We start from the raw sequence: 25,348 nt of genomic DNA on the forward strand, positions 1-25,348 counted from the left end.
ATTTAAGAAGGTTATGTTATGTCCGAGCAGTTTCTTTACTTCTTGCAGCAGATGTTTAACGGCGTCACGCTGGGAAGCACCTATGCATTGATCGCCATTGGTTACACCATGGTTTACGGCATTATCGGTATGATCAACTTCGCCCACGGCGAGGTGTACATGATCGGTAGCTATGTCTCTTTTATGATTATCGCTGCACTGATGATGATGGGCATCGACTCCAGCTGGTTGCTGGTGGCGGCCGGTTTCGTCGGGGCGATAGTGATAGCCAGCGCTTACGGCTGGAGCATTGAACGGGTGGCCTATCGCCCGGTGCGTAACTCCAAACGCCTGATTGCGCTTATCTCCGCCATCGGTATGTCGATATTCCTGCAAAACTACGTCAGCCTGACCGAAGGTTCCCGTGACGTGGCGTTGCCAAGCCTGTTTAACGGCCAGTGGGTAGTCGGTCACAGTGAAAACTTTTCTGCCAGCATCACCACCATGCAGTTGGTTATCTGGATCGTGACGTTTATCTCCATGCTGGCGCTGACATTGTTCATCCGCTATTCCCGCATGGGGCGCGCTTGCCGCGCCTGTTCGGAAGACTTAAAAATGGCAAGCCTGCTGGGCATCAATACTGACCGCGTGATTGCGCTGACCTTTGTGATCGGCGCAGCAATGGCGGCGGTGGCGGGTGTGCTGCTGGGCCAGTTCTATGGCGTTATTAACCCTTACATCGGTTTTATGGCGGGGATGAAGGCGTTTACCGCGGCAGTGCTCGGCGGTATCGGCAGTATTCCTGGCGCTATGATCGGCGGGCTGATCCTCGGTGTGGCGGAATCCCTCTCTTCGGCGTATCTGAGTACCGAATATAAAGATGTGGTGTCGTTTGCGCTGTTGATCATGGTGTTGCTGGTGATGCCGACCGGTATCCTTGGCCGCCCGGAGGTTGAAAAAGTATGAAACCGATGCATTTTGCGATGGCGCTGCTTTCTGCTGCGCTGTTCTTCATCCTGGCGAGCGTCTTTATGGGCGTCCAACTGGAACTGGACGGGACCAAACTGGTGGTGAACACCGCTGCGCATATTCGCTGGCAGTGGGTATTTATCGGCACGGCGGTGGTCTTTTTCTTCCAGTTGTTGCGCCCGATGTTCCAGAAATCACTGAAGGGTGTCTCCGGGCCGAAGTTTATTCTGCCAGCTATTGATGGCTCAACGGTAAAACAGAAGCTGTTCCTGTTGGCGCTGCTGGTGATTGCCGTGGCGTGGCCGTTTGTGGTGTCGCGCGGTACGGTGGATATCGCCACCATGACAATGATTTATATCATTCTCGGTCTGGGCCTGAACGTAGTGGTGGGTCTCTCTGGCCTGCTGGTGCTGGGCTACGGTGGTTTCTACGCGATTGGCGCGTATACCTTTGCGTTGCTGAACCACTATTACGGTCTCGGTTTCTGGACTTGCCTGCCGCTGGCCGGTCTGGTCTCCGCCGCCGCGGGTTTCCTGCTTGGTTTCCCGGTGCTGCGTCTGCGTGGCGACTATCTGGCGATTGTGACGCTGGGTTTTGGGGAAATCGTCCGTATTCTGCTGTTGAACAATACTGAAGTTACGGGTGGCCCGAACGGCATTAGCCAGATCCCGAAACCGACGCTGTTTGGTCTGGAGTTCAGCCGGACGGCGCGTGAAGGCGGTTGGGATACCTTCAGCAACTTCTTTAATGTGCAATACGATCCCGGCGATCGTGTCGTGTTCCTCTACCTGGTGGCGCTGCTGCTGGTGGTGGTGACGCTGTTTGTGATCAACCGTCTGCTGCGCATGCCGCTGGGCAGAGCGTGGGAAGCGCTGCGCGAAGATGAGATCGCCTGCCGTTCGTTGGGTCTTAGCCCGACCCGCATCAAGCTGACGGCGTTTACCATCAGTGCGGCGTTTGCCGGTTTTGCCGGGACGCTGTTTGCTGCGCGCCAGGGGTTTGTCAGTCCGGAATCCTTCACCTTCGCCGAGTCTGCATTTGTACTGGCGATCGTGGTGCTGGGGGGGATGGGGTCGCAATTTGCGGTTATCCTCGCCGCTATCCTGCTGGTGGTCTCCCGTGAACTGATGCGTGACTTTAATGAATACAGCATGTTGATGCTGGGTGGTTTGATGGTACTGATGATGATCTGGCGTCCGCAAGGCTTGCTGCCGATGACCCGTCCGCAGTTGAAACTGAAAAACGGGCAAGTAAAAGGAGAGCAGGCATGAGTCAGCCATTATTATCCGTAAACGGCCTGATGATGCGCTTCGGCGGCCTGCTCGCCGTTAACAACGTGGCGCTGGAGCTGAAGGCACAAGAGATCGTTTCGCTGATTGGTCCGAATGGTGCAGGTAAAACCACGGTGTTCAACTGTCTCACCGGTTTCTATAAACCGACAGGCGGTACCATTATGCTGCGTGACCAGCACCTGGAAGGGCTGCCGGGTCAGGAAATCGCCCGGATGGGCGTGGTGCGCACCTTCCAGCATGTGCGCTTGTTCCGTGAAATGACGGTGATCGAAAACCTGCTGGTGGCACAGCATCAGCAATTAAAGACCGGGGTCTTTTCTGGTCTGCTGAAAACCCCGTCGTTTCGCCGGGCGCAGAGTGAAGCGCTGGATCGCGCCGCCACCTGGCTGGATCGTATTGGTTTGTTAGCGCACGCTAACCGCCAGGCGAGCAACCTTGCCTACGGCGACCAGCGTCGTCTGGAAATCGTGCGTTGCATGGTGACGCAGCCAGAGATCCTGATGCTCGACGAACCAGCCGCCGGTCTGAACCCGAAAGAGACGAAAGAACTGGATGAGCTGATTGTTGAGCTGCGCAATAACCACAACACCACCATTCTGCTGATTGAGCACGATATGAAACTGGTGATGGGCATTTCCGATCGTATTTATGTGGTGAACCAGGGGACGCCGCTGGCGAACGGAACACCGGAAGAAATTCGTAACAATCCGGACGTGATCCGCGCCTATTTGGGCGAAGCATAAGGTGGGTGAGGCTAAGATGGAAAAAGTCATGTTGTCGTTTGACAAAGTAAGCGCCCACTACGGCAAAATCCAGGCACTGCACGATGTCAGTCTGCATATTAATCAGGGGGAAATCGTGACCCTGATTGGCGCGAACGGTGCGGGTAAAACCACGCTGCTTGGGACGCTGTGCGGCGATCCGCGCGCCACCAGTGGGCGTGTTGTGTTTGATGGTAAAGATATTACCGACTGGCAAACCGCGAAGATCATGCGTGAAGCGGTGGCGATTGTCCCGGAAGGGCGTCGTGTCTTTTCGCGTATGACCGTTGAGGAAAATCTGGCGATGGGCGGTTTCTTTGCCGACAGCGAGCAGTATCAAACCCGCATTAAGCGGGTGTATGAGCTGTTCCCGCGTCTGCATGAGCGCCGTCTTCAGCGTGCGGGCACCATGTCCGGTGGTGAGCAGCAGATGCTGGCCATTGGCCGTGCATTGATGAGCCAGCCGCGTTTGCTGTTGCTGGACGAGCCGTCGCTTGGACTGGCACCTATCATTATTCAGCAAATCTTCGACACCATTGAGCAACTGCGTGAAGAAGGGATGACCATCTTCCTTGTGGAGCAGAACGCCAACCAGGCGCTGAAGCTCGCCGATCGCGGCTATGTGCTGGAGAATGGTCACGTGGTGCTGGAAGATACCGGTGAAGCGCTGCTGGCGAATGAAGCGGTGCGCAGTGCTTATCTGGGCGGTTAAACGTTCGCGTAAAACATCTGAACCGGTCGCGAGTGGCCGGTTTTTTATTATCTGAAAAGTGCCATGCCGGGATGCTGCCTGCGGATTTGATGGGATATGATGCGGGCGGCGCTTGAGGCTTTTTGCCTCATGACGGTAGAAAGTTGTGCGGCAGAAAGAAGAAAGCCCCGTAGTAAGTTAATGTTGATTAACCACCACGAGGCCATCCGAATGCCTGAACAACATCAGGATAGCCTCTTACCCGCCGCAAGGCAAGGAGGCGTGAACCATGAAAATTCCGCGAAACACTCTTCTCTGGTGCGTATTTATGGTGTGTTTCACACTCGTGATATTCACCTGGCTGACACGAAAATCACTGTGCGAGATCCGCTACAGGGATAGCGACAGGGAGGTGGCGGCTTTCATGGCTTACGAATCCGGTAAGTAGCAACCTGGAGGCAGGGAGCAATCCCTGCCTTTTCAGGAGCGACAGTTGCCGGCATCGCCTCTGAGCGCCTTTATAAAGGGCTTCTTTGCGAGCAGGGAAGCCCTTTCCCTTATCCTCTGGCAATCCGCCATTTTTCCTTCACGTTACTATCATCCCACCGACATTTCCCTGACGCCTGGTTGTCATTTATTTGTAATTAAAAGATTATTTTTCTGTCATTCGAGCATGTCATGTTACCTCGCGAGCACAAAACGCGTGATATCGCGCATCCCGTATAACAAGAGAGAGCATAATGACAACGTTACGACATACAGCTTTGGGTCTGGCGCTGGGATTCGTTTTTGCAGGCAACGCCCTGGCCGCAACCACCATTCCATTCTGGCATTCGATGGAAGGGGAGTTAGGTAAAGAAGTTGACTCCCTGGCGCAACGTTTCAATGACACCCATCCGGATTACAAAATCGTACCGGTGTACAAAGGCAACTATGAGCAGAGCCTGAGCGCAGGTATCGCTGCCTTCCGTACTGGCAACGCGCCGGCGATTTTGCAGGTATACGAAGTGGGCACCGCGACCATGATGGCATCAAAAGCGATCAAGCCGGTGTACCAGGTCTTCCAGGACGCAGGCATCAAGTTTGATGAAAGCCAGTTCGTTCCGACGGTTTCCGGCTATTACACCGACTCTAAAACCGGCCATTTGCTCTCTCAGCCGTTTAACAGCTCCACGCCGGTGCTCTATTACAACAAAGACGCTTTTAAAAAAGCCGGTCTGAACCCGGACCAGCCGCCGAAAACCTGGCAGGATCTCGCCGAATACACCGCGAAGCTGAAAGCTGCAGGCATGAAATGCGGCTACGCCAGCGGCTGGCAGGGCTGGATACAGATTGAAAACTTCAGCGCCTGGCATGGTTTGCCGGTTGCGACCAAAAACAACGGTTTTGACGGTACGGACGCCGTACTGGAATTTAACAAACCGGAGCAGGTGAAACATATCGCCATGCTGGAAGCACTGAACAAGAAAGGTGAATTCAGCTACTTTGGACGTAAAGATGAGTCCACCGAGAAGTTCTATAACGGCGATTGCGCTATCACTACCGCGTCTTCTGGGTCGCTGGCAGATATTCGTCACTACGCCAAATTTAACTATGGCGTCGGCATGATGCCTTACGATGCCACGGTGAAAGGTGCGCCGCAGAACGCCATTATCGGTGGAGCGAGCCTGTGGGTCATGCAGGGCAAAGACGAGGCAACCTACAAAGGCGTTGCGCAATTCCTCGACTTCCTGACGAAACCGGAAAACGCAGCCGAATGGCACCAGAAAACCGGTTATCTGCCGATTACTACCGCCGCTTACGACCTGACGCGCCAGCAAGGGTTCTATGACAAAAACCCCGGTGCGGATATCGCTACCCGTCAGATGTTGAACAAGCCGCCTCTGGCTTTCACCAAAGGTCTGCGTCTGGGCAACATGCCGCAGATCCGCACCATTGTTGATGAAGAGCTGGAAAGCGTATGGACCGGCAAGAAAACCCCGCAGCAGGCGCTGGATGCGGCCGTAGAGCGTGGTAACCAACTGCTGCGCCGCTTCGAGCAGTCCACTAAGTCTTAATCTTCTCACCCTCTCTCCGGCCCTCTCTCTACCCGGGAGAGGGTGTTTTTCTCTTTGCCCCTGGTGGAGAGGGGCAGGGGAGAGGCAAACACAAGCAGAGCTAATTTATGTCCTCATCCCGTCCGGTGTTTCGTTCACGCTGGCTACCTTACCTTCTGGTTGCGCCGCAACTGGCGATCACGGTTATTTTCTTTATCTGGCCTGCGGGCGAAGCGCTGTGGTACTCGGTGCAGAGCGTCGATCCGTTCGGGCTTTCCAGCCAGTTCGTTGGGCTGGATAACTTCGTGGCGTTGTTTCACGACAGCTATTATCTGGATGCCTTCTGGACGACTATCCGGTTTAGCGCACTGGTGACGTTCAGCGGTCTGCTCGTGTCACTGTTTTTTGCCGCTCTGGTGGATAACGTGGTGCGTGGCAGTCGGATTTACCAAACGCTGATGCTGCTGCCCTATGCCGTTGCTCCTGCTGTTGCCGCAGTGTTGTGGATCTTCCTCTTCAATCCCGGGCGCGGGCTGATCACCCACTTTTTGGAACACTTTGGCTATGACTGGAACCATGCGCAACATAGTGGCCAGGCTATGTTCCTGGTGGTGTTCGCCTCGGTGTGGAAGCAAATAAGCTACAACTTTCTGTTCTTTTTTGCGGCGTTACAGTCGATCCCCCGTTCGCTGGTGGAAGCGGCCGCCATTGATGGCGCAGGGCCTGTTCGCCGGTTCTTCACATTGTCGCTACCGTTAATCGCACCGGTCAGTTTTTTCCTGCTGGTGGTGAACCTGGTGTATGCCTTCTTCGACACTTTCCCGGTTATCGATGCTGCCACTGCAGGTGGACCGGTACAGGCGACCACCACGCTTATCTACAAAATCTACCGTGAAGGTTTTGCCGGGCTGGATCTCTCCGCTTCTGCGGCGCAGTCGGTGGTGCTGATGGTGCTGGTGATTGTGCTGACGGTCGTTCAGTTCCGCTATGTTGAAAGTAAGGTGCGCTACCAATGATTGAGAATCGCCCTGGCCTGACCCTGTTCAGCCATATCATGCTTATTCTCGGCATCGCGGTGGTGCTGTTTCCGCTGTATGTCGCCTTTGTGACGGCAACGCTGGATATCAAGGCGGTCTATGACACCCCGATGACCTTAATCCCCGGGACGCACCTGTGGGAAAACCTGCGCAATATCTGGATAAACGGTATCGGCGTGAACAGCGCGCCTTTCTGGTTGATGCTGACCAACAGTTTCATTATGGCGCTGGTGATCACCATCGGGAAAATCGCCGTGTCGATCCTGTCGGCGTTTGCCATCGTCTGGTTCCGTTTCCCGCTGCGTAACCTGTTTTTCTGGATGATCTTCAGTACGTTAATGCTGCCCGTGGAAGTGCGCATTTTTCCGACGGTGGAAGTGATCGCCAACCTGAAAATGCTCGACAGCTACACCGGCCTGACGCTGCCACTGATGGCCTCGGCCACCGCAACATTCCTGTTCCGCCAGTTCTTTATGACGCTGCCGGACGAACTGATGGAAGCGGCGCGCATTGATGGTGCCTCACCGATGCGCTTTTTCCGCGACATCGTGCTGCCGCTCTCCAAAACCAACCTTGCGGCGTTATTTGTTATCACCTTTATCTACGGCTGGAACCAGTATCTGTGGCCGCTGCTGATTATCAGCGATGTGAACCTTGGCACCGCCGTGGCGGGCGTGAAGGGCATGATTGCCAGCGGCGAAGGCACCACGCAATGGAACCAGGTAATGGCAGCCATGTTGCTGACGCTGATCCCCCCGGTCGTTATCGTTTTAGCCATGCAGCGCGCCTTTGTACGCGGCCTGGTCGACAGTGAGAAATAAGATGGCAGGATTAAAATTACAAGCGGTTACGAAGAGTTGGGACAATGGTAAAACCCAGGTGATCCAGCCACTGACGCTGGATGTCGCCGACGGCGAATTTATTGTTATGGTTGGGCCATCCGGTTGTGGGAAATCCACCCTGCTGCGCATGGTCGCCGGGCTGGAGCGTGTCTCCAGCGGCGATATCTGGATCGATACCCAGCGTGTTACGGAAATGGAACCCAAAGATCGCGGAATTGCGATGGTGTTTCAGAACTACGCGCTCTACCCGCACATGAGTGTGGAGGAGAACATGGCGTGGGGGCTGAAGATCCGCGGTATGGGCAAGGAGCATATCGCCGGGCGCGTGGCGGAAGCAGCACGTATTCTCGAACTGGATGGGCTGTTAAAACGCCGCCCGCGCGAGCTTTCTGGCGGTCAGCGTCAGCGTGTCGCGATGGGGCGTGCGATTGTGCGCGATCCGGCGGTATTCCTGTTTGATGAACCGCTCTCGAATCTCGACGCCAAACTGCGTGTACAGATGCGCCTGGAACTGCAACAGTTGCACCGTCGCCTGAACACCACCTCGTTGTATGTGACACACGACCAGGTGGAAGCGATGACGCTGGCACAGCGGGTGATGGTGATGAACAAAGGTGTGGCGGAACAGATTGGTACGCCGGTTGAGGTGTATGAAAAACCCGCCAGCCGTTTCGTTGCCAGTTTTATTGGCAGCCCGGCCATGAACCTGCTTGATGGTCGTATCAGTAGCGCCGGCACCCACTTTGAACTGGACAGCGGTATGGCGCTGCCCATCAACGGGTACTATCACGGTTACGCCGGGCGTAAAATGACGCTGGGTATCCGCCCGGAACATATTGCGTTAAGCTCACAATCCGCCGGCGGTATCCCGCTGGTGATGGATACGCTGGAGATGCTCGGCGCAGATAACCTGGCGCATGGGCGCTGGGGAGAGCAGAAGCTGGTGGTGCGTCTTGCGCATCAGGAGCGCCCGGCGGCAGGCAGCACGTTGTGGCTCTCTCTGCCGGAAAATCACCTCCACTTATTTGATGGTGAAACAGGACAACGAGTATGAGTAACTGGCCATATCCCCACATCGTCGCGCATCGTGGCGGCGGTAAACTGGCGCCGGAAAATACGCTGGCGGCGATTGATGTCGGCGCTCGCTACGGTCACACGATGATTGAGTTCGACGCCAAGCTGTCAAAAGATGGGCAAATTTTCCTACTGCATGACGACAACCTCGAGCGCACCAGCAATGGCTGGGGCGTGGCGGGCGAGCTGGCATGGAATGATTTGCTGAAAGTGGATGCGGGCGGCTGGTACGGCGGGAAATTTAAAGGTGAGCCGTTGCCGCTGCTCTCTCAGGTGGCGGAGCGCTGCCGTCTGCACGGCATGATGGCCAATATCGAAATCAAACCCACCACCGGCACCGGGCCGCTGACGGGCAAAGTGGTGGCGCTGGCGGCGCGAGAACTCTGGGCAGACATGACGCCCCCGCTGCTCTCTTCCTTTGAGATTGATGCACTGGAAGCGGCGCAACAGGCTGCGCCTGAGCTGCCGCGCGGGCTATTGCTGGATGAATGGCGTGATGACTGGCAGGCGCTGACTACCCGGTTAGGGTGCGTATCAATTCACCTGAATCATCGTCTGCTGGACGAAGCCCGCACGCGGATGCTGCGTGCAGCGGGTTTACGCATTCTGGTTTATACCGTCAATGAACCCCAACGCGCGGGAGAGTTGCTGCGCTGGGGCGTAGATTGTATCTGCACCGATAAAATCGACGAGATCGGCCCTGATTTTACGTTTTAAGGCGTTGTGGATGACGGCGTGCCACGCAGCAGGCCGCCATTCTGATTTTGCGGCAACATGTGCTGCTGTGTTCCAGTATCGGCATTATTTGTTCCGTTGCTGAGCTGATTGCCGTTCTGATTCTGCGGCAACATATGCTGCTGCATATTCACCCTGCCACCATTACCGATCCCCTGGCTGAGCATGCCGCCGTTAGTATTGGGGAGCAGTTGCTGGCGGCTGGGATCGAGCTCCCCCGACTGGGCCTGCCTTACGCGTTGCGCGTCGTTATTTAACTGGGTCTGCAGGTGTTGTTGTTGTTGACGGGCTTGCGTCTGTAGCTGTTGATTCAGCATTCCTTGCTGTTGTTGTTGCTGATTAAGCATCCGCGTTTCCATGCGCTGCTGGCTGGGGATCACATAACCCGGCTGGTTGGGATTATTAGTGGTATTCAGTGGCTGTGCAAATGCGGCAAAAGGCAGCAGTGCCGCCACAAACAGTAATCGTTTCATCGTCCTTTCCTCCTTTGAGGCTTCTCCTAAGTTTACCTCGTTTCATTCATGACGATGATTTTTTAGGAGTTGTGAACCAGACTTAATCGGGAACTGTAGCCCTTCTATTCGGAGAACAACGATGATGAAACAGACGTTTGCGCGCTGGGTGGCCATCGCCGCGCTGACCGCGGGAGGATGTTTTAGCGCGGGCGCAGCGCCGCCACCGACGCAAGCACCTGCGCCCGTCTCATACGGCGTTGAAGCCGATGTCTTCCATCCTGTGCGGGCGAAGCAGGGCATGGTGGCATCCGTGGATGAGACCGCAACCCGTGTCGGCGTGGATATCCTGAAACAGGGGGGGAACGCCGTGGATGCTGCCGTCGCGGTGGGCTATGCGCTGGCAGTCACCCATCCCCAGGCCGGGAACCTGGGCGGCGGCGGGTTTATGATGATCCGCACCAAAGATGGCAAGGTTACTGCTATCGATTTCCGCGAAATGGCACCCGCCGCGGCCACACGCGATATGTTTCTTGACGATCAAGGCAACCCGGACAGTAAAAAATCACTGACATCGCATCTGGCTTCCGGTACGCCCGGCACGGTTGCGGGGTTCTCGCTGGCGCTGGAGAAGTACGGCACTCTGCCATTGAACAAAGTCATTCAACCTGCGATTAAGCTGGCCAGACAAGGGATCACGGTGAATGATGCGCTGGCGGACGGCCTGAAAACCTACGGCAGCGAAGTGTTGCCAAACCACGAAAACAGTAAAGCGATTTTCTGGAAAAACGACGAACCGCTGAAAAAAGGCGACAAACTGGTGCAGAGCAATCTCGCCAAAAGCCTGGAACTGATTGCGGAGAAAGGGCCGGATGCTTTCTATAAAGGCGAGATTGCCAGCCAGATCGTGCAAGAGATGAGTAAGAACGGCGGGCTTATCAGCAAAGAGGATCTGGCAAATTATAAAGCCGTAGAGCGTACGCCCATCAGCGGTGATTATCGTGGTTACCAGGTTTACTCCATGCCGCCGCCGTCATCGGGCGGCATCCATATTGTGCAAATCCTCAATATTCTTGAAAACTTCGACATGGCGAAATATGGCTTTGGCAGCGCCGATGCAATGCAGGTGATGGCGGAAGCCGAAAAGTACGCCTATGCCGATCGCTCTGAATATCTGGGCGATCCGGACTTTGTGAAAGTGCCGTGGCAGGCACTCACCGATAAAGCGTATGCCAAATCCATTGCGGAAAAAATTGACGTTAACAAAGCCCGGCCCTCCAGCCAGATCCGTCCCGGTAAGCTGGAGCCGTATGAGAGTAACCAAACCACGCACTTCTCCGTGGTGGACAAAGACGGTAATGCGGTTTCGGTGACCTATACACTGAACACCACGTTCGGGACCGGGATTGTCGCGGGGAATAGCGGCATTTTGCTGAATAATGAGATGGATGACTTCTCCGCAAAACCCGGCGTACCGAATGTCTACGGACTGGTTGGCGGTGACGCCAACGCGGTCGGCCCCGGCAAACGTCCGCTCTCTTCCATGTCGCCAACCATTGTGGTGAAAGACGGCAAAACCTGGCTGGTCACCGGTAGTCCCGGCGGTAGTCGTATTATCACAACAGTGCTGCAAATGGTGGTTAACAGCATCGATTTTGGGATGAACGTCGCCGAAGCGAGCAATGCGCCGCGCTTTCATCATCAGTGGTTGCCGGATGAGTTGCGCGTGGAAAAAGGCTTCAGCCCGGATACGCTAAAACTGCTCGAGCAACGCGGGCAGAAAGTGGTGGTGAAAGAGGCGATGGGCAGTACGCAGAGCATTATGGTCGGGCCGGATGGCACGCTGTATGGCGCGTCTGACCCGCGTTCGGTGGATGATTTAACGGCCGGTTATTGATTTAAACCTCTCCCCACCCGGGGAGAGGTTTCCGTTTAACCCTTCACGCGTGCCATAAAGTAAGAATCCACATACTCGCCATTGCGCAGTGCGTAACGCTTAGCGGTGCCCTCGATCTCAAAGCCGAATTTGCGGTACACGGCCAGCGCGGGCGCGTTATCGATAAACACCGTCAATTCAATGCGTTCGATGCGCAACCAGTTATCGCACAGGTTGATCATCTCCTGCATAAGTGCACTGGCGACGCCGCGATTGTGAAACGCTGACGAAACCGCCATGCCAAAAAAGGCCACATGGCTACGTCGCTGATTTTGTTCCAACATCAGCGTCAGGTTTCCGACGACCTGTTCATCAATACAGGCGACCAACTGGCGGCGGCCTGGCTGCGGTTTCAGACGATCTTCCCACAGCTCAGCAGGCGGGTGAGGTAGCTGTAGCAGGTTGTGATACACCTCAGGTTGCGCATAAAACTGGCGTAGAGCTTCTGCATCGCGCGCTTCGGCATGGCGTATCACTATCTTACTCATCCTGCTTCTCCTGGTTTGTGGGGGTGCCTTACACATTCCTGGCTTTGTGATGCAGCGTCAACTGCCAATTTTTGCAAAAATCAGTAGACAAGTGCGAATGATAATGATTATTATTGCCATGCGTTCAGGGAAACCGTAGCGGTAATCCTGAAAGCACGACATTGCTCACATTGCTTCCAGTATTTTCTTAGCCAGCCGGGTGCTGGCTTTTTTTTTGCCGCAAGCATGCCGGTCTTTTAAGACCCCATGCAGGGACAACTTCCGCAAGATTGCGCTATGGTAATGGCAGTCACCTTAACAAGGACTGGAACATGACCTTACATTGCGCATTCATTGGATTTGGCAAAAGCACCACTCGCTATCATCTTCCCTACGTACTCAACCGCAAAGCGAGCTGGCATGTGGCGCATATTTTCCGGCGTCACCCTAAACCAGAAGAGCAGCATCCGCACTATCAGCATATTCACTTTACCAGCGATATTGATGACATCTTTAATGATCCGCAGGTCAAACTGGTGATCGTCTGCACCCACGCTGACAGCCACTTCGACTATGCAAAGCGAGCGCTGGAAGCGGGTAAAAATGTGCTGGTGGAAAAGCCGTTTACGCCAACGATGGCGGAAGCGATCACCCTGTTTGAACTGGCGAAACGCAAAGGTCTGACGGTCACGCCGTATCAGAATCGCCGTTTTGACGCCTGCTTCCTGACTACCAAAAAGGCGATTGAAAGCGGTAAGCTTGGCAATATCGTTGAAATCGAAAGCCATTTTGATTATTACCGCCCGGTGGCGGAAACCAAACCCGGCTTGCCGCAGGAGGGATCCTTTTACGGTCTGGGCGTTCATACCATGGACCAAATTATCTCTCTGTTTGGCCGACCGGATCATGCCGCGTATGACATCCGTAGTCTGCGTAATAAGGCCAATCCGGACGATACCTTCGAAGCACAACTCTTTTATGGCGATTTGAAAGCCATCGTCAAAACCAGCCATCTGGTGAAGATCGACTACCCCAAATTTATTGTTCATGGCACCAAAGGTTCGTTTATCAAATACGGTATCGATCAACAGGAAACCAGCCTGAAAGCCAATATCATGCCGGGTGAGGCCGGATTTGCCGCAGACGATAGCATTGGCGTGCTTGAGTATGTGAATGCAGCGGGCGAAACGGTGCGGGAAGAGATCGCGCCGGAAAAAGGCGATTATGGCCGCGTCTACGATGCGTTGTATGAAACGCTGGTGAATGGCGCGCCAAATTACGTCAAGGAATCTGAAGTTCTCACCAACCTTGAACTGCTGGAGCGTGCCTTTGAGCAGGTGTCACCTGCCACGGTAACCCTCGCAAAATAGCCTGAAAAGACTCCTCACAACTTGTTCACATTTTTTGAACAGAGGAGTCAATTTTCACCCTCTATGATCCCCGACCGATTGCGTCCACACTTACCCCATCGAAAACATACGGGGGTAAAAAACATGATCTTCTTACGCAAAGCAAACGACCGTGGCCACGCAAATCATGGCTGGCTGGATTCCTGGCACACGTTCTCTTTCGCCAACTATTATGATCCGAATTTTATGGGCTTCTCGGCGCTTCGCGTCATTAACGACGACGTGATCGATCCGGGGCAGGGTTTCGGCACCCATCCGCACAAAGACATGGAAATCCTGACCTATGTGCTGGAAGGGGCCGTTGAGCACCAGGACAGCATGGGCAACAAAGAGCAGGTGCCTGCGGGTGAATTCCAGATTATGAGCGCCGGGACCGGGGTACGTCACTCTGAGTACAACCCAAGCGATACTGAGCGTCTGCGCCTGTACCAAATCTGGATCATTCCGGAAACGAACGGCATCACGCCGCGCTACGAGCAGCGCCGCTTTGATGCTGCGCAGGGTAAACAACTGGTGCTGTCGCCGGACGCACGCAATGGGTCTCTGAAAGTGCACCAGGATATGGAACTTTACCGCTGGGCACTGTTGAAAGATGAGCAGTCGGTACACCAGATCGCCGCGGATCGCCGCGTGTGGATCCAGGTGGTAAAAGGGGATGTCACCATTAACGGCACCAAAGCCACCACCAGCGATGGTCTGGCAATCTGGGATGAGCAGGCTGTCTCGGTTCATGCCGATAGCGACAGTGAAATTCTGCTGTTTGACCTGCCGCCAGTTTGATGTGCCTTAAATAAATGACGCAACCTTCTGGTTTTGGCCGGAAGGTTGCGCGTTGTCCGTGATAAACTGAGAAAATCTCTCTCTGTTTAAAATGTCAGGACGATGAAAAAGAAAAGACCCGTACTTCAGGATGTGGCCGATCGCGTTGGCGTGACCAAAATGACGGTCAGCCGTTTTTTGCGTAACCCGGAACAGGTATCCGTTGCGTTACGTGGCAAAATCGCTGCTGCGCTTGATGAGCTGGGTTACATTCCCAACCGCGCTCCCGATATTCTCTCCAACGCCACCAGCCGCGCTATTGGCGTATTGCTTCCCTCGCTGACCAACCAGGTGTTCGCTGAAGTGTTGCGCGGTATTGAAAGCGTGACGGATGCGCACGGCTATCAAACCATGCTGGCGCACTACGGTTATAAAGCCGAAATGGAAGAAGAGCGTCTGGAATCGATGCTCTCCTGGAACATTGACGGCCTGATCCTCACCGAACGCACACATACGCCACGTACGCTGAAAATGATTGAAGTGGCGGGCATTCCGGTTGTGGAATTAATGGACAGCAAATCTCCCTGCCTGGATATCGCCGTCGGTTTCGATAACTTCGAAGCGGCGCGGCAGATGACCGCCGCGATTATTGAACGCGGTCATCGCGGCGTTGCCTATCTCGGCGCACGTCTGGATGAACGTACTATCATCAAACAGAAGGGTTACGAGCAGGCGATGCTGGATGCCGGGCTCATGCCGTACAGTGTGATGGTGGAACAGTCCTCCTCTTACACCGCCGGTATTGAACTGATGCGTCAGGCGCGTCGCGAGTACCCGCAACTGGACGGAATTTTCTGTACCAACGATGACCTGGCGGTAGGTGCCGCGTTTGAGTGCCAGCGCCTGGGGCTGAGAATTCCTGATGATATGGCGATCGCCGGGTTCCACGGTCACGACATTGGCCAGGTAATGGAGCCGCGTCTGGCGAGCGTGCTCACGCCGCGTGAACGCATGGGGCGTATCGGAGCCGAACGTCTGCTGGCGCGCATTCGTGGTGAAGCAGTTACGCCGAAAATGTTAGATTTAGGTTTCACTTTGTCACCGGGTGGATCTATTTAGTCTGACAAATTTGAAGTAGCTCACACTTATTTATCTCTGGCACGAATGGATATTGCTTCTCCGTTACCCCGGCAGGACAATGTTACCGATAACAGTTACCCGTAACAATTCACTCTTGCACCAGTGGGGGCCTCCCTTTGAGCACGACTAATCTTGATCACCACGTTTATGTCCTGATGGGCGTTTCCGGCAGTGGTAAATCTGCCGTCGCCAGCGAAGTGGCGCATCAGCTGCATGCCGCGTTTCTTGACGGTGACTTCCTTCATCCGCGCAGCAACATCACTAAAATGGCGTCCGGTGAACCGCTGAACGACGATGACCGTAAGCCGTGGCTACAGGCGCTGAACGACGCCGCGTTTGCCATGCAACGCACCAATAAAGTGTCGCTAATTGTCTGCTCGGCGCTGAAAAAGCATTACCGCGATCAGCTGCGCGACGGTAACCCGAACCTCTCATTTATCTATCTGAAAGGCGATTTTGATGTCATCGAAAGCCGTCTGAAAGCGCGTAAAGGCCATTTCTTCAAAACGCAGATGCTGGTAACCCAGTTTGACACGCTGGAAGAGCCGGGCGCAGATGAGCGTGATGTGCTGATCGTTGATATCGATCAACCGCTGGACGACGTGGTCGCCAGCACGATTGCAGTCATTAATAAAGGCAGTGCGCAGTGAGTACATTAACGCTTGTTTTAACAGCAGTAGGGTCGGTTTTACTGCTGCTGTTTTTAGTGATGAAAGCGCGTATGCATGCTTTCATGGCTTTGATGGTGGTGTCTATTGGTGCAGGGCTTTTTTCCGGAATGCCGTTGATTAAGATCGCGCAGACCATGGAAAAAGGCATGGGCGGTACGCTGGGTTTCCTCGCCATTGTGGTGGCGCTCGGCGCGATGTTCGGCAAAATTCTTCATGAGACCGGCGCGGTGGATCAAATCGCCGTCAAGATGCTCAAATCGTTTGGTCACAATCGCGCACATTATGCGATTGGTCTGGCAGGGTTGATTTGCGCATTACCGCTGTTCTTTGAAGTGGCGATTGTGTTGCTGATTAGTGTTGCGTTCTCAATGGCGCGCCACACCGGCACTAACCTGGTCAAACTGGTGATCCCGTTGTTTGCCGGTGTTGCGGCGGCCGCGGCGTTCCTGCTACCGGGGCCCGCGCCAATGCTGCTGGCTTCGCAGATGCATGCGGATTTTGGCTGGATGATCCTGATTGGCCTGTGTGCGGCAATCCCAGGCATGCTGATTGCGGGTCCGCTGTGGGGCAACTTTATTAGTCGCCATGTGCAACTGCATATTCCGGACGATGTTAGCGAGCCGCATCTGGGCGAAGGCAAAATGCCGTCATTTGCTTTCAGTCTGTCGCTGATCCTGCTGCCGCTGGTGCTGGTCGGGATGAAAACCATCGCTGCGCGCTTCGTGACCGAAGGCAGCAGCCTGTATGACTGGCTGGAATTTATCGGTCACCCGTTCACCGCGATCCTTGTGGCGTGCCTGGTGGCGATTTACGGCCTGGCAATACGTCAGGGCATGGCGAAAGATCGCGTGATGGAAATTTGCGGTCATGCGTTGCAGCCGGCTGGCATTATTTTGCTGGTGATCGGTGCGGGCGGCGTGTTCAAGCAGGTGCTGGTTGACTCAGGCGTCGGCCCGGCACTGGGCGAAGCACTGACCGGAATGGGACTGCCTATCGCGATCACCTGCTTTGTGCTGGCGGCGGCGGTGCGCATTATTCAGGGTTCCGCCACGGTGGCCTGCCTGACTGCGGTCGGTCTGGTGATGCCCGTGATTGAACAACTGCACTTCAACGGCGCGCAGATGGCAGCACTCTCTATTTGCATCGCGGGGGGATCCATCGTGGTGAGCCACGTGAACGACGCCGGTTTCTGGCTGTATGGTCGCTTTACCGGTGCGACGGAAGCGCAAACCCTGAAGACCTGGACGATGATGGAGACCATCCTCGGCACCACCGGCGCGATTATTGGCATGATTGCCTTTACACTGCTGAGCTAAGGTTGGTATGCCTGGTTGATAAGGCAAAACCGCCATCTGGCGTTGAAAAACACCACGTTGTTTAACGTGGTGTTTTTTTTACCCGCGTCTGGCAAGGTGATATCAAACGCTGTTGCTTACCTGAAAGTCCCTCCGCAGCCGGGACAGACAGATAAAAATTGAAGAGAAGTAGGCTATCCCTTCATCCACACTCTTATCCCATCGAGGAACATTTGGGTGGCGAGCATTACCAGAATCAGCCCCATCAGGCGTTCCAGCGCATTGACGCCTTTCTCACCGAGCAGACGCAGAAACAACGATGATTGCAGCAGAATGGCCACCGTACCGCCCCAGGCAATCAGCAGCGCAATCACCAGATGCCCCATCTGATTCGGGTATTGGTGCGACAACAGCATCAACGTTGCCAGCAAAGTCGGGCCTGCAACCAACGGGATTGCCAGTGGCACAATAAAGGGTTCTTCACCGGCGGGAAGACCACTGCTGCCGCCAGACTCACTGGGAAAAATCATCTTAATGGCGATCAGAAACAGAATAATGCCGCCGGAAATGGAGACCGTCTCGGCGCGTAAGTTCAGCAACGCGAGGATCTTTTCACCAGTAAACAAGAAGATAAACATCACCAGCAGGGCGATCAGCAGTTCGCGGATCATGATGGCCCGGCGGCGCTTGGGCTCGGTATGTTTTAATACCGACATAAAGATAGGCAGGTTGCCCAACGGATCCATAATCAGGATCAGCAACACGGTTGCGGAGATGATCTCACTCATTCATTATTATCCCTGACACTTGCCACATAATTGCAGTAATTAGCTGCGTTTCTGATACATTCGCGATCATTGATTAATTTCACTTGCGACTTTGGCAGCATTTTGTAATGTGGTCATACCCCAGTTGGACACTGGCTCGCACAACAGCACACACCTCTGCAGGAACTTCGCTATGAAAAATGTTGGTTTTATCGGCTGGCGCGGAATGGTCGGCTCTGTACTCATGCAACGCATGGTTGAAGAGCGCGATTTTGACGCCATTCGCCCTGTCTTCTTTTCCACTTCCCAGTTTGGGCAAGCTGCTCCCGCATTCAGCGGCCAGGCAGCGGGCACACTTCAGGATGCGTTCGATCTGGAAGCGCTGAAGGCACTCGACATTATTGTCACCTGCCAGGGCGGCGATTATACCAACGAAATCTATCCAAAGCTCCGGGAAAGCGGCTGGCAGGGTTATTGGATTGACGCAGCCTCTTCGCTGCGCATGAAAGATGACGCCATTATTATTCTCGACCCGGTCAACCAGGCTGTGATTAACGACGGGCTGAACAATGGCGTGAAAACCTTTGTCGGCGGCAACTGTACCGTCAGCCTGATGCTGATGTCCCTCGGCGGGCTCTTCGCCAACGATCTGGTGGAGTGGGTCTCTGTCGCCACCTATCAGGCGGCATCCGGTGGCGGCGCGCGCCACATGCGCGAGCTGCTGACGCAAATGGGTCAGTTGCACAACCACGTTGCGGCGGAACTGGCGGATCCGGCTTCCGCTATTCTCGACATCGAACGCAAAGTCACCGCGTTGACCCGCAGTGGCGAGCTGCCGGTCGAAAACTTTGGTGTACCGCTGGCGGGAAGCCTGATCCCGTGGATCGACAAACAGCTTGATAACGGTCAGAGCCGTGAAGAGTGGAAAGGCCAGGCGGAAACCAACAAAATCCTCAACACCTCCAGCATCATTCCGGTTGATGGCCTTTGCGTACGTATCGGCGCGCTGCGCTGCCACAGCCAGGCTTTCACCATCAAACTGAAAAAAGATGTCTCAATTCCGACCGTGGAAGAACTGCTGGCGGCGCATAACCCGTGGGCGAAAGTGGTGCCAAACGATCGTGAGATCAGCATGCGCGAACTGACGCCTGCCGCAGTCACTGGCACGCTGACCACGCCTGTGGGCCGTCTGCGTAAGCTGAATATGGGGCCGGAGTTCCTCTCCGCTTTCACTGTAGGTGACCAGCTTTTGTGGGGGGCAGCCGAGCCGCTGCGTCGTATGTTGCGCCAACTGGCGTAAGCATAAAAAAAAGAATCAGGGGGTGCTTCGGCACCCCTTTTTTTATGCTTTTTTTCCGCAAATTTTCCGCAAATAAAAAGTGATGTTTTTATTTTCTCAAGAGTCTGAGCACGTTGGCTATGCTTAAGGTTGGGTATTTTCATATTTTGCCTGAAATGGGACGGTGCTGAGCAGATTCCCGAGGGGCTGCACCGTTCAGATCACATAAGTATCGCAACCGGACGTAACCACGGTGGAAGGTGCGATACCATTACAACAGGATGAGAACCATGTCCGTTGATGTTGATAAAAACGTGATTGACGCGCTAATCGCCGGTCATTTTGCCGATCCTTTTTCCGTATTGGGAATGCATTCCACCGACGCAGGTCTTGAGGTTCGTGCCCTGTTGCCCGATGCCACGGAAGTCTGGGTTATCGAACCGAAAACCGGACGCAAAGTCGGCAAGCTGGAATGTCTCGACTCGCGGGGCTTTTTCTGTGGCGTGATGCAGCGCCGCAAAAATCCTTTCTATTATCAGTTTGCCGTTGTCTGGCACGGACAGGAGAACCTGATTGATGACCCTTATCGCTTCGGCCCTCTGTTGCAGGATGTTGATGCCTGGCTGCTGAGTGAAGGCACGCATATGCGGCCGTACGAAACGCTTGGCGCGCATGCCGATACGATGGAGGGCGTGGTGGGGACACGTTTTTCCGTCTGGGCGCCTAATGCGCAGCGCGTCTCCGTAGTTGGGCAGTTTAACTACTGGGATGGTCGTCGCCACCCCATGCGCCTGCGTCGTGAAAGCGGGATCTGGGAGCTGTTTATCCCCGGAGCGCTGAACGGGCAACTGTATAAATTTGAGATGATAGATGCACAAGGCAAACTGCGGATCAAAGCCGATCCTTACGCGTTTGAATCCCAGATGCGTCCGGACAGCGCATCGCTGATTTGCGGCCTGCCAGGCAAGAAAACACAGAGTGAAGAGCGCAAAAAAGCAAATCAGTTTGATGCGCCTATCTCTATCTATGAAGTGCACCTGGGCTCCTGGCGTCGACATGCCGACAACAATTTCTGGCTGAGTTACCGGGAATTAGCGGATCAACTGGTGCCCTACGCCAAATGGATGGGATTCACCCATCTGGAGCTGATGCCGATTAATGAACACCCCTTCGACGGGAGCTGGGGCTATCAGCCAACCGGGCTTTATGCGCCGACTCGCCGTTTTGGCACCCGCGATGACTTCCTGCATTTTATCCATACTGCACATGCCGCCGGCCTTAGTGTGATCCTCGATTGGGTTCCGGGACATTTCCCCTCTGATGATTTTGGTCTGGCGGATTTCGATGGCACCAAACTCTACGAACATAACGATCCGCGTGAAGGTTTTCACCAGGACTGGAACACGCTGATCTACAACTATGGCCGTCGGGAAGTGAGCAACTACCTGGTCGGCAATGCGCTGTACTGGATCGAACGTTTTGGCATTGATGCGCTGCGTGTGGATGCGGTGGCATCGATGATATACCGCGATTACAGCCGCAAAGAAGGGGAGTGGATCCCCAATGAATATGGCGGGCGCGAAAACCTCGAGGCAATTGAGTTTTTACGCAATACCAACCGTATCCTCGGTGAGCAGGCTCCCGGAGCGGTCAGTATGGCGGAAGAGTCTACGGATTTTGCCGGCGTGTCACGCCCGGCTTCGATGGGGGGACTGGGTTTTTGGTTCAAGTGGAATCTGGGGTGGATGCACGACACGCTGGACTACATGAAGCTTGATCCGGTGTACCGCAAGTTCCACCACGACAAACTCACTTTCGGCATGCTCTATAACTACACCGAAAACTTTATTCTGCCGCTATCCCATGACGAAGTGGTGCATGGCAAGAAATCGATCCTCGACAGGATGCCCGGCGATGCCTGGCAGAAGTTCGCCAACCTGCGCGCTTACTACGCCTGGATGTGGGCTTTTCCCGGCAAGAAACTGATGTTTATGGGTAACGAATTCGCCCAAGGGCGCGAGTGGAATCACGATAGCAGCCTTGACTGGCATTTGCTGGAGGGCGGTGATAACTGGCACCACGGTGTTCAGCGGCTGGTACGCGATATGAACCACGCCTATCGCCATCATAAAGCGCTACATGAGCTGGATTATGACCCCTACGGTTTTGAGTGGCTGGTGGTGGACGATCATGAAGCCTCGGTATTTGTTTTTGTACGCCGGGATAAGCAGGGTAATGAAATCATTGTCGCCAGCAATTTCACGCCAGTACCGCGCTACGATTACCGCGTGGGGATTAATCAGCCAGGTCGCTGGCGTGAAGAGCTGAACAGCGACTCTATGCATTACCACGGCAGCAATACCGGTAACGGCGGTGTGTTGCACAGTGATGCGATCGCCAATCGTGGGCGTGAACACTCGCTGTTACTGACATTGCCACCGCTGGGCACCATCTGGCTGGTCAGGGAGGGGGAATGACGAGACTGGCGGCCGGTAACGCCACACCACCCGGTGCGCATCTACGGGATGATGGCGTCAATTTTACACTCTTCTCCGCCCATGCGGAGCGTGTAGAACTGTGCCTGTTTGATGATGAAGGCAATGAGCAGCGCGTTGATTTGCCTGGCCGTACCGGGGATGTCTGGCACGGTTTTCTGGAAGGCGGTCGGGCTGGTCTGCAATACGGCTATCGGGTGCATGGCCCCTGGGATCCTGCGCAAGGGCACCGTTTCAACCCGGCGAAATTATTACTCGATCCTTGCGCGCAGCGCGTGGAGGGCGATGTGCAGGATAACCCGCTATTCCATGGCGGCGATGAGCAGCCCGATCCACACGATAATGCCGCTATTGCCCCGCGCAGCGTTGTGGTGCATGAAGTCTTCGACTGGGAGCATGATGCCCCGCCGCGTATTCCCTGGGGTAACACCGTTATTTATGAAGCGCATGTTAAAGGATTGACCTGGCTCCATCCCGATATTCCGGAAGCCATTCGCGGCACCTACAAGGCGCTGGGACATCCGGTGATGATCAACTGGTTTAAACATCTTGGCATTACCGCGCTGGAGTTAATGCCGGTTGCCCACTTCACCAGCGAGCCGCGTTTGCAGCGGTTGGGATTAAGCAACTACTGGGGCTATAACCCGCTGGCGTTGTTTGCGCTGAATCCACGTTACGCCAGTGCGCCGGGGCAGGCCATTGTTGAATTTCGCGAGGCGGTGAAAGCGCTGCACCAGGCCGGAATCGAAGTGATCCTCGACATCGTGCTTAACCACACCGCCGAAATCGATCTCGACGGACCGACCCTCTCCCTGCGCGGAATTGACAACCGTAGCTATTATTGGATTAGAGAGGATGGCGGTTATCACAACTGGACCGGCTGCGGCAACACGCTGAACCTGAGTAACCCTGGCGTCGTGGCGTATGCCCATGCATGTCTGCGTTACTGGGTGGAGACGTTCCATGTGGATGGTTTTCGATTTGATCTCGCATCGGTGATGGGGCGTACGCCAGCGTTCAGCCAGCAGGCGCCGCTGTTTATGGCGATCAAGAACGATCCTGTATTACGCGACCTGAAATTGATCGCGGAGCCCTGGGATATTGGTCCTGACGGCTACCAGGTTGGTAACTATCCTGCGCCCTTTGCCGAGTGGAACGACCATTTCCGCGATGCGATGCGCCGTTTCTGGCTTGAAACATCGCTTCCCCTCGGGGAGTTTGCCGGACGTTTTGCCGCCTCCAGCGATGTCTTTAAACGCGGTGGCCGCTTGCCGTCTGCGTCGGTCAACCTGATCACCGCCCATGATGGTTTTACGCTGCGGGATTGCGTCTGTTTCAACCATAAGCACAACGAAGCTAACGGTGAAGACAATCGCGATGGCACAAATAATAACCACAGCAACAATCACGGGTTTGAAGGGCTGGGTGGCAACCTGGATGTGATTGAACGGCGGCGCGCCAGCGTACATGCATTGTTGACGACGCTGCTGTTGTCGCAAGGCACGCCAATGCTGCTGGCTGGTGACGAACAGGGGCACAGCCAGCACGGCAACAATAATGCGTATTGTCAGGACAATGCGCTGACATGGCTCGACTGGACGCAAGCCGATAGCGGGCTGGTTGCATTTACCGCCGCGTTGATCCACCTGCGTCAGCAAATTCCGGCATTGACCCGCGATACATGGTGGGAGGAGGGCGACGGTCATGTCGTCTGGTTAAACAACGAAGGAGCGCCACTCACTACGCAGGAGTGGCAACAGGGGATGCAGCGTTTACAAATTCTGCTGTCAGGCAATGTGCTGATCGCGATTAACGCCACGCCTGAGGTAGCGGAAATCATATTGCCCGAAGGGGAGTGGCGCGCCATTCCTCCCTTTGCCGGAGAAGACAACCCGGTCGTAATGGCTGTCTGGCATGGGCCAGCACACGGAGTGTGTGTATTTCAGCGGTCATAAAAATGGAGTCAGTCATGGTGAGATTAGAAAAGAACGACCCTACAATGTTGGCCCGTCAGCTGCCATTAAAGTCTGTCGCCCTGATCCTGGCAGGAGGGCGCGGGACGCGCCTGAAAGATTTAACCAACAAGCGTGCCAAACCTGCGGTGCACTTCGGCGGTAAATTCCGCATTATCGACTTCGCCCTGTCTAACTGCATTAACTCCGGTATTCGCCGTATTGGCGTAATAACGCAATATCAATCCCACACGCTGGTGCAACACATCCAACGCGGCTGGGCCTTTTTCAATGAAGAGATGAACGAGTTTGTCGATCTGTTGCCTGCTCAACAGCGCGTGCACGGAGAACACTGGTACCGCGGCACGGCGGATGCGGTGACGCAGAACCTCGATATTATTCGGCGCTACGGTGCGGAATACATCGTCATTCTGGCGGGAGACCATATCTACAAACAGGACTATTCGCGCATGCTTATCGACCATGTCGAGAAAGGAGCGCGCTGCACCGTTGCCTGTTTGCCGGTGCCCGTTCATGAAGCGACCGCGTTCGGCGTCATGGCTGTTGATGACCAGGACAAAGTGATCGACTTCGTCGAGAAACCCGCGCAACCGCCCAGTATGCCTGGCGATGACAGCAAGGCGCTGGCCAGTATGGGTATCTACATTTTCGATGCGGAGTACCTGTACGGCTTGCTGGAGCAGGATGATAAAGACGAAAACTCAAGCCATGATTTCGGCAAAGATATCCTGCCGAAGGTGGTAAAGGCTGGCATGGCGTATGCGCACCCTTTCCCGCTCTCCTGTGTACAGTCTGACCCGAATTCAGAGCCCTACTGGCGGGACGTGGGAACGCTGGAAGCTTACTGGAAAGCGAACCTCGATTTGGCCTCAGTGGTGCCGGAACTGGACATGTACGATCAAAGCTGGCCAATCCGTACCTATAATGAATCTCTTCCACCCGCGAAATTCGTGCAGGACCGCTCCGGTAGCCATGGCATGACATTGAATTCGTTGGTGGCTGGTGGTTGTGTCATTTCCGGGTCAGTGGTGGTGCAGTCGGTGTTGTTCAATCGCGTGCGCGTGAATTCGTTCTGCAATATCGACTCGGCTGTGCTGCTGCCTGATGTCTGGGTTGGGCGCTCCTGTCGGCTGCGCCGCTGCATTATCGATAGAGCTTGTGAAATCCCTGAAGGTACCGTGATTGGCGAAAACGCAGAGGAAGACGCCCGTCGCTTTTACCGTTCAGAAGAGGGGATTGTACTGGTCACGCGTGAAATGTTACGCAAACTGAAAGCCTGAAAGCCTTTA

General features: G+C 54.8%; 23 protein-coding genes and 1 pseudogene. 21 read left to right on the forward strand and 3 right to left on the reverse strand.

What is annotated here, in order from left to right; translation table 11 throughout:
- Positions 1 to 18: 18 nt before the first annotated feature.
- The 11 genes and pseudogenes from livH (at position 19) to ugpQ (ending at position 9,398) form a co-directional block, all read left to right on the forward strand.
- Positions 19 to 945 carry a high-affinity branched-chain amino acid ABC transporter permease LivH gene (livH, locus tag GA0061071_RS12695; RefSeq protein ID WP_061492823.1) on the forward strand — a complete coding sequence of 309 codons (927 nt, stop codon included), beginning with the start codon at positions 19 to 21 and terminating at the stop codon, positions 943 to 945.
- A complete protein-coding gene (locus GA0061071_RS12700) occupies positions 942 to 2,219 on the forward strand; it encodes a high-affinity branched-chain amino acid ABC transporter permease LivM (RefSeq protein WP_061492824.1) in 1,278 nt (425 codons plus the stop codon). The genes livH and GA0061071_RS12700 overlap by 4 nt, the downstream gene beginning before the upstream one ends.
- On the forward strand, positions 2,216 to 2,983 hold the full coding sequence (livG, locus tag GA0061071_RS12705; RefSeq protein WP_061492825.1) for a high-affinity branched-chain amino acid ABC transporter ATP-binding protein LivG: 768 nt from the start codon (positions 2,216 to 2,218) through the stop codon (positions 2,981 to 2,983). The genes GA0061071_RS12700 and livG overlap by 4 nt, the downstream gene beginning before the upstream one ends.
- A 16-nt stretch (positions 2,984 to 2,999) precedes the next feature.
- Complete coding sequence (gene livF, locus GA0061071_RS12710) at positions 3,000 to 3,713, forward strand: high-affinity branched-chain amino acid ABC transporter ATP-binding protein LivF (RefSeq protein ID WP_061492826.1); 714 nt, start codon at positions 3,000 to 3,002, stop codon at positions 3,711 to 3,713.
- A gap of 210 nt (positions 3,714 to 3,923) precedes the next feature.
- Positions 3,924 to 4,031, forward strand: a pseudogene (locus GA0061071_RS23610) (DUF5431 family protein); the annotation flags it as partial.
- A complete protein-coding gene (locus tag GA0061071_RS12715) occupies positions 3,982 to 4,140 on the forward strand; it encodes a type I toxin-antitoxin system Hok/Gef family toxin (protein ID WP_061492827.1) in 159 nt (52 codons plus the stop codon). The pseudogene GA0061071_RS23610 and the gene GA0061071_RS12715, both read left to right, overlap by 50 nt.
- A 292-nt stretch (positions 4,141 to 4,432) precedes the next feature.
- Positions 4,433 to 5,749: a sn-glycerol-3-phosphate ABC transporter substrate-binding protein UgpB gene (gene ugpB, locus GA0061071_RS12720; protein WP_061492828.1), complete on the forward strand. Its 1,317-nt coding sequence runs from the start codon at positions 4,433 to 4,435 to the stop codon at positions 5,747 to 5,749.
- 107 nt (positions 5,750 to 5,856) lie between these two features.
- On the forward strand, positions 5,857 to 6,744 hold the full coding sequence (gene ugpA / locus GA0061071_RS12725; RefSeq protein ID WP_061492829.1) for a sn-glycerol-3-phosphate ABC transporter permease UgpA: 888 nt from the start codon (positions 5,857 to 5,859) through the stop codon (positions 6,742 to 6,744).
- Positions 6,741 to 7,586: a sn-glycerol-3-phosphate ABC transporter permease UgpE gene (gene ugpE / locus GA0061071_RS12730; protein ID WP_061492830.1), complete on the forward strand. Its 846-nt coding sequence runs from the start codon at positions 6,741 to 6,743 to the stop codon at positions 7,584 to 7,586. Before ugpA ends, ugpE begins: the two co-directional genes overlap by 4 nt.
- 1 nt (position 7,587) lies before the next feature.
- Positions 7,588 to 8,661 (forward strand): sn-glycerol-3-phosphate import ATP-binding protein UgpC, encoded by a 1,074-nt coding sequence (locus GA0061071_RS12735; protein ID WP_088238358.1) that lies wholly within the window; start codon positions 7,588 to 7,590, stop codon positions 8,659 to 8,661.
- Complete coding sequence (gene ugpQ / locus GA0061071_RS12740) at positions 8,658 to 9,398, forward strand: glycerophosphodiester phosphodiesterase (protein WP_061492832.1); 741 nt, start codon at positions 8,658 to 8,660, stop codon at positions 9,396 to 9,398. The genes GA0061071_RS12735 and ugpQ overlap by 4 nt, the downstream gene beginning before the upstream one ends.
- Here ugpQ and GA0061071_RS12745 read toward each other — a convergent pair.
- The gene (locus tag GA0061071_RS12745; RefSeq protein ID WP_088238359.1) at positions 9,395 to 9,889 is read right to left on the reverse strand and encodes a DUF2756 family protein; all 495 of its coding nucleotides are present in this window, start codon (positions 9,887 to 9,889) and stop codon (positions 9,395 to 9,397) included. The two genes, ugpQ and GA0061071_RS12745, sit on opposite strands and share 4 nt — an antisense overlap.
- Positions 9,890 to 10,010: 121 nt before the next feature.
- Here GA0061071_RS12745 and ggt point away from each other — a divergent pair, with 121 nt between their 5' ends.
- Positions 10,011 to 11,765, forward strand: a complete 1,755-nt coding sequence (gene ggt, locus GA0061071_RS12750) for a gamma-glutamyltransferase (protein WP_088238360.1) — start codon at positions 10,011 to 10,013, stop codon at positions 11,763 to 11,765.
- 35 nt (positions 11,766 to 11,800) lie between these two features.
- Here ggt and yhhY read toward each other — a convergent pair whose 3' ends face one another.
- A complete protein-coding gene (gene yhhY / locus GA0061071_RS12755) occupies positions 11,801 to 12,292 on the reverse strand; it encodes an N-acetyltransferase (protein WP_088238361.1) in 492 nt (163 codons plus the stop codon).
- Between the two features lie 311 nt (positions 12,293 to 12,603).
- On the opposite strand from yhhY, the gene GA0061071_RS12760 reads away from it, so the two are divergent.
- The 5 genes from GA0061071_RS12760 to gntU all read left to right on the forward strand — a co-directional run bounded on the left by GA0061071_RS12760 (position 12,604) and on the right by gntU (position 17,566).
- Positions 12,604 to 13,641: an oxidoreductase gene (locus GA0061071_RS12760; RefSeq protein ID WP_088238362.1), complete on the forward strand. Its 1,038-nt coding sequence runs from the start codon at positions 12,604 to 12,606 to the stop codon at positions 13,639 to 13,641.
- Between the two features lie 123 nt (positions 13,642 to 13,764).
- Positions 13,765 to 14,460 (forward strand): pirin family protein, encoded by a 696-nt coding sequence (locus tag GA0061071_RS12765; protein ID WP_088238363.1) that lies wholly within the window; start codon positions 13,765 to 13,767, stop codon positions 14,458 to 14,460.
- A 102-nt stretch (positions 14,461 to 14,562) separates the two neighbouring features.
- Positions 14,563 to 15,558, forward strand: coding sequence for a gluconate operon transcriptional repressor GntR (gntR, locus tag GA0061071_RS12770; RefSeq protein ID WP_088238364.1), 996 nt, complete (start codon positions 14,563 to 14,565; stop codon positions 15,556 to 15,558).
- A 137-nt stretch (positions 15,559 to 15,695) separates the two neighbouring features.
- Complete coding sequence (gene gntK / locus GA0061071_RS12775) at positions 15,696 to 16,229, forward strand: gluconokinase (RefSeq protein ID WP_061492839.1); 534 nt, start codon at positions 15,696 to 15,698, stop codon at positions 16,227 to 16,229.
- The gene (gene gntU, locus GA0061071_RS12780) at positions 16,226 to 17,566 is read left to right on the forward strand and encodes a gluconate transporter (RefSeq protein WP_061492840.1); all 1,341 of its coding nucleotides are present in this window, start codon (positions 16,226 to 16,228) and stop codon (positions 17,564 to 17,566) included. The genes gntK and gntU overlap by 4 nt, the downstream gene beginning before the upstream one ends.
- A gap of 173 nt (positions 17,567 to 17,739) precedes the next feature.
- Here the strand turns inward: gntU and GA0061071_RS12785 are convergent, their stop codons facing one another.
- Positions 17,740 to 18,333, reverse strand: a complete 594-nt coding sequence (locus tag GA0061071_RS12785) for a YhgN family NAAT transporter (RefSeq protein WP_088238365.1) — start codon at positions 18,331 to 18,333, stop codon at positions 17,740 to 17,742.
- Between the two features lie 172 nt (positions 18,334 to 18,505).
- On the opposite strand from GA0061071_RS12785, the gene asd reads away from it, so the two are divergent.
- The 4 genes from asd to glgC all read left to right on the forward strand — a co-directional run bounded on the left by asd (position 18,506) and on the right by glgC (position 25,339).
- Positions 18,506 to 19,612 carry an aspartate-semialdehyde dehydrogenase gene (gene asd, locus GA0061071_RS12790; RefSeq protein WP_061492842.1) on the forward strand — a complete coding sequence of 369 codons (1,107 nt, stop codon included), beginning with the start codon at positions 18,506 to 18,508 and terminating at the stop codon, positions 19,610 to 19,612.
- A gap of 269 nt (positions 19,613 to 19,881) precedes the next feature.
- Complete coding sequence (glgB, locus tag GA0061071_RS12795; RefSeq protein ID WP_088238366.1) at positions 19,882 to 22,068, forward strand: 1,4-alpha-glucan branching enzyme; 2,187 nt, start codon at positions 19,882 to 19,884, stop codon at positions 22,066 to 22,068.
- Positions 22,065 to 24,041 carry a glycogen debranching protein GlgX gene (gene glgX / locus GA0061071_RS12800; protein ID WP_088238367.1) on the forward strand — a complete coding sequence of 659 codons (1,977 nt, stop codon included), beginning with the start codon at positions 22,065 to 22,067 and terminating at the stop codon, positions 24,039 to 24,041. Before glgB ends, glgX begins: the two co-directional genes overlap by 4 nt.
- Before the next feature lie 14 nt (positions 24,042 to 24,055).
- Entirely contained in the window at positions 24,056 to 25,339 is a 1,284-nt protein-coding gene (glgC, locus tag GA0061071_RS12805; RefSeq protein ID WP_061492845.1) for a glucose-1-phosphate adenylyltransferase, read from the forward strand.
- Positions 25,340 to 25,348 lie beyond the last annotated feature (9 nt).

Origin of the sequence: Kosakonia oryzendophytica, assembly GCF_900094925.1 — a bacterium.
Lineage (GTDB): Bacteria > Pseudomonadota > Gammaproteobacteria > Enterobacterales > Enterobacteriaceae > Kosakonia > Kosakonia oryzendophytica.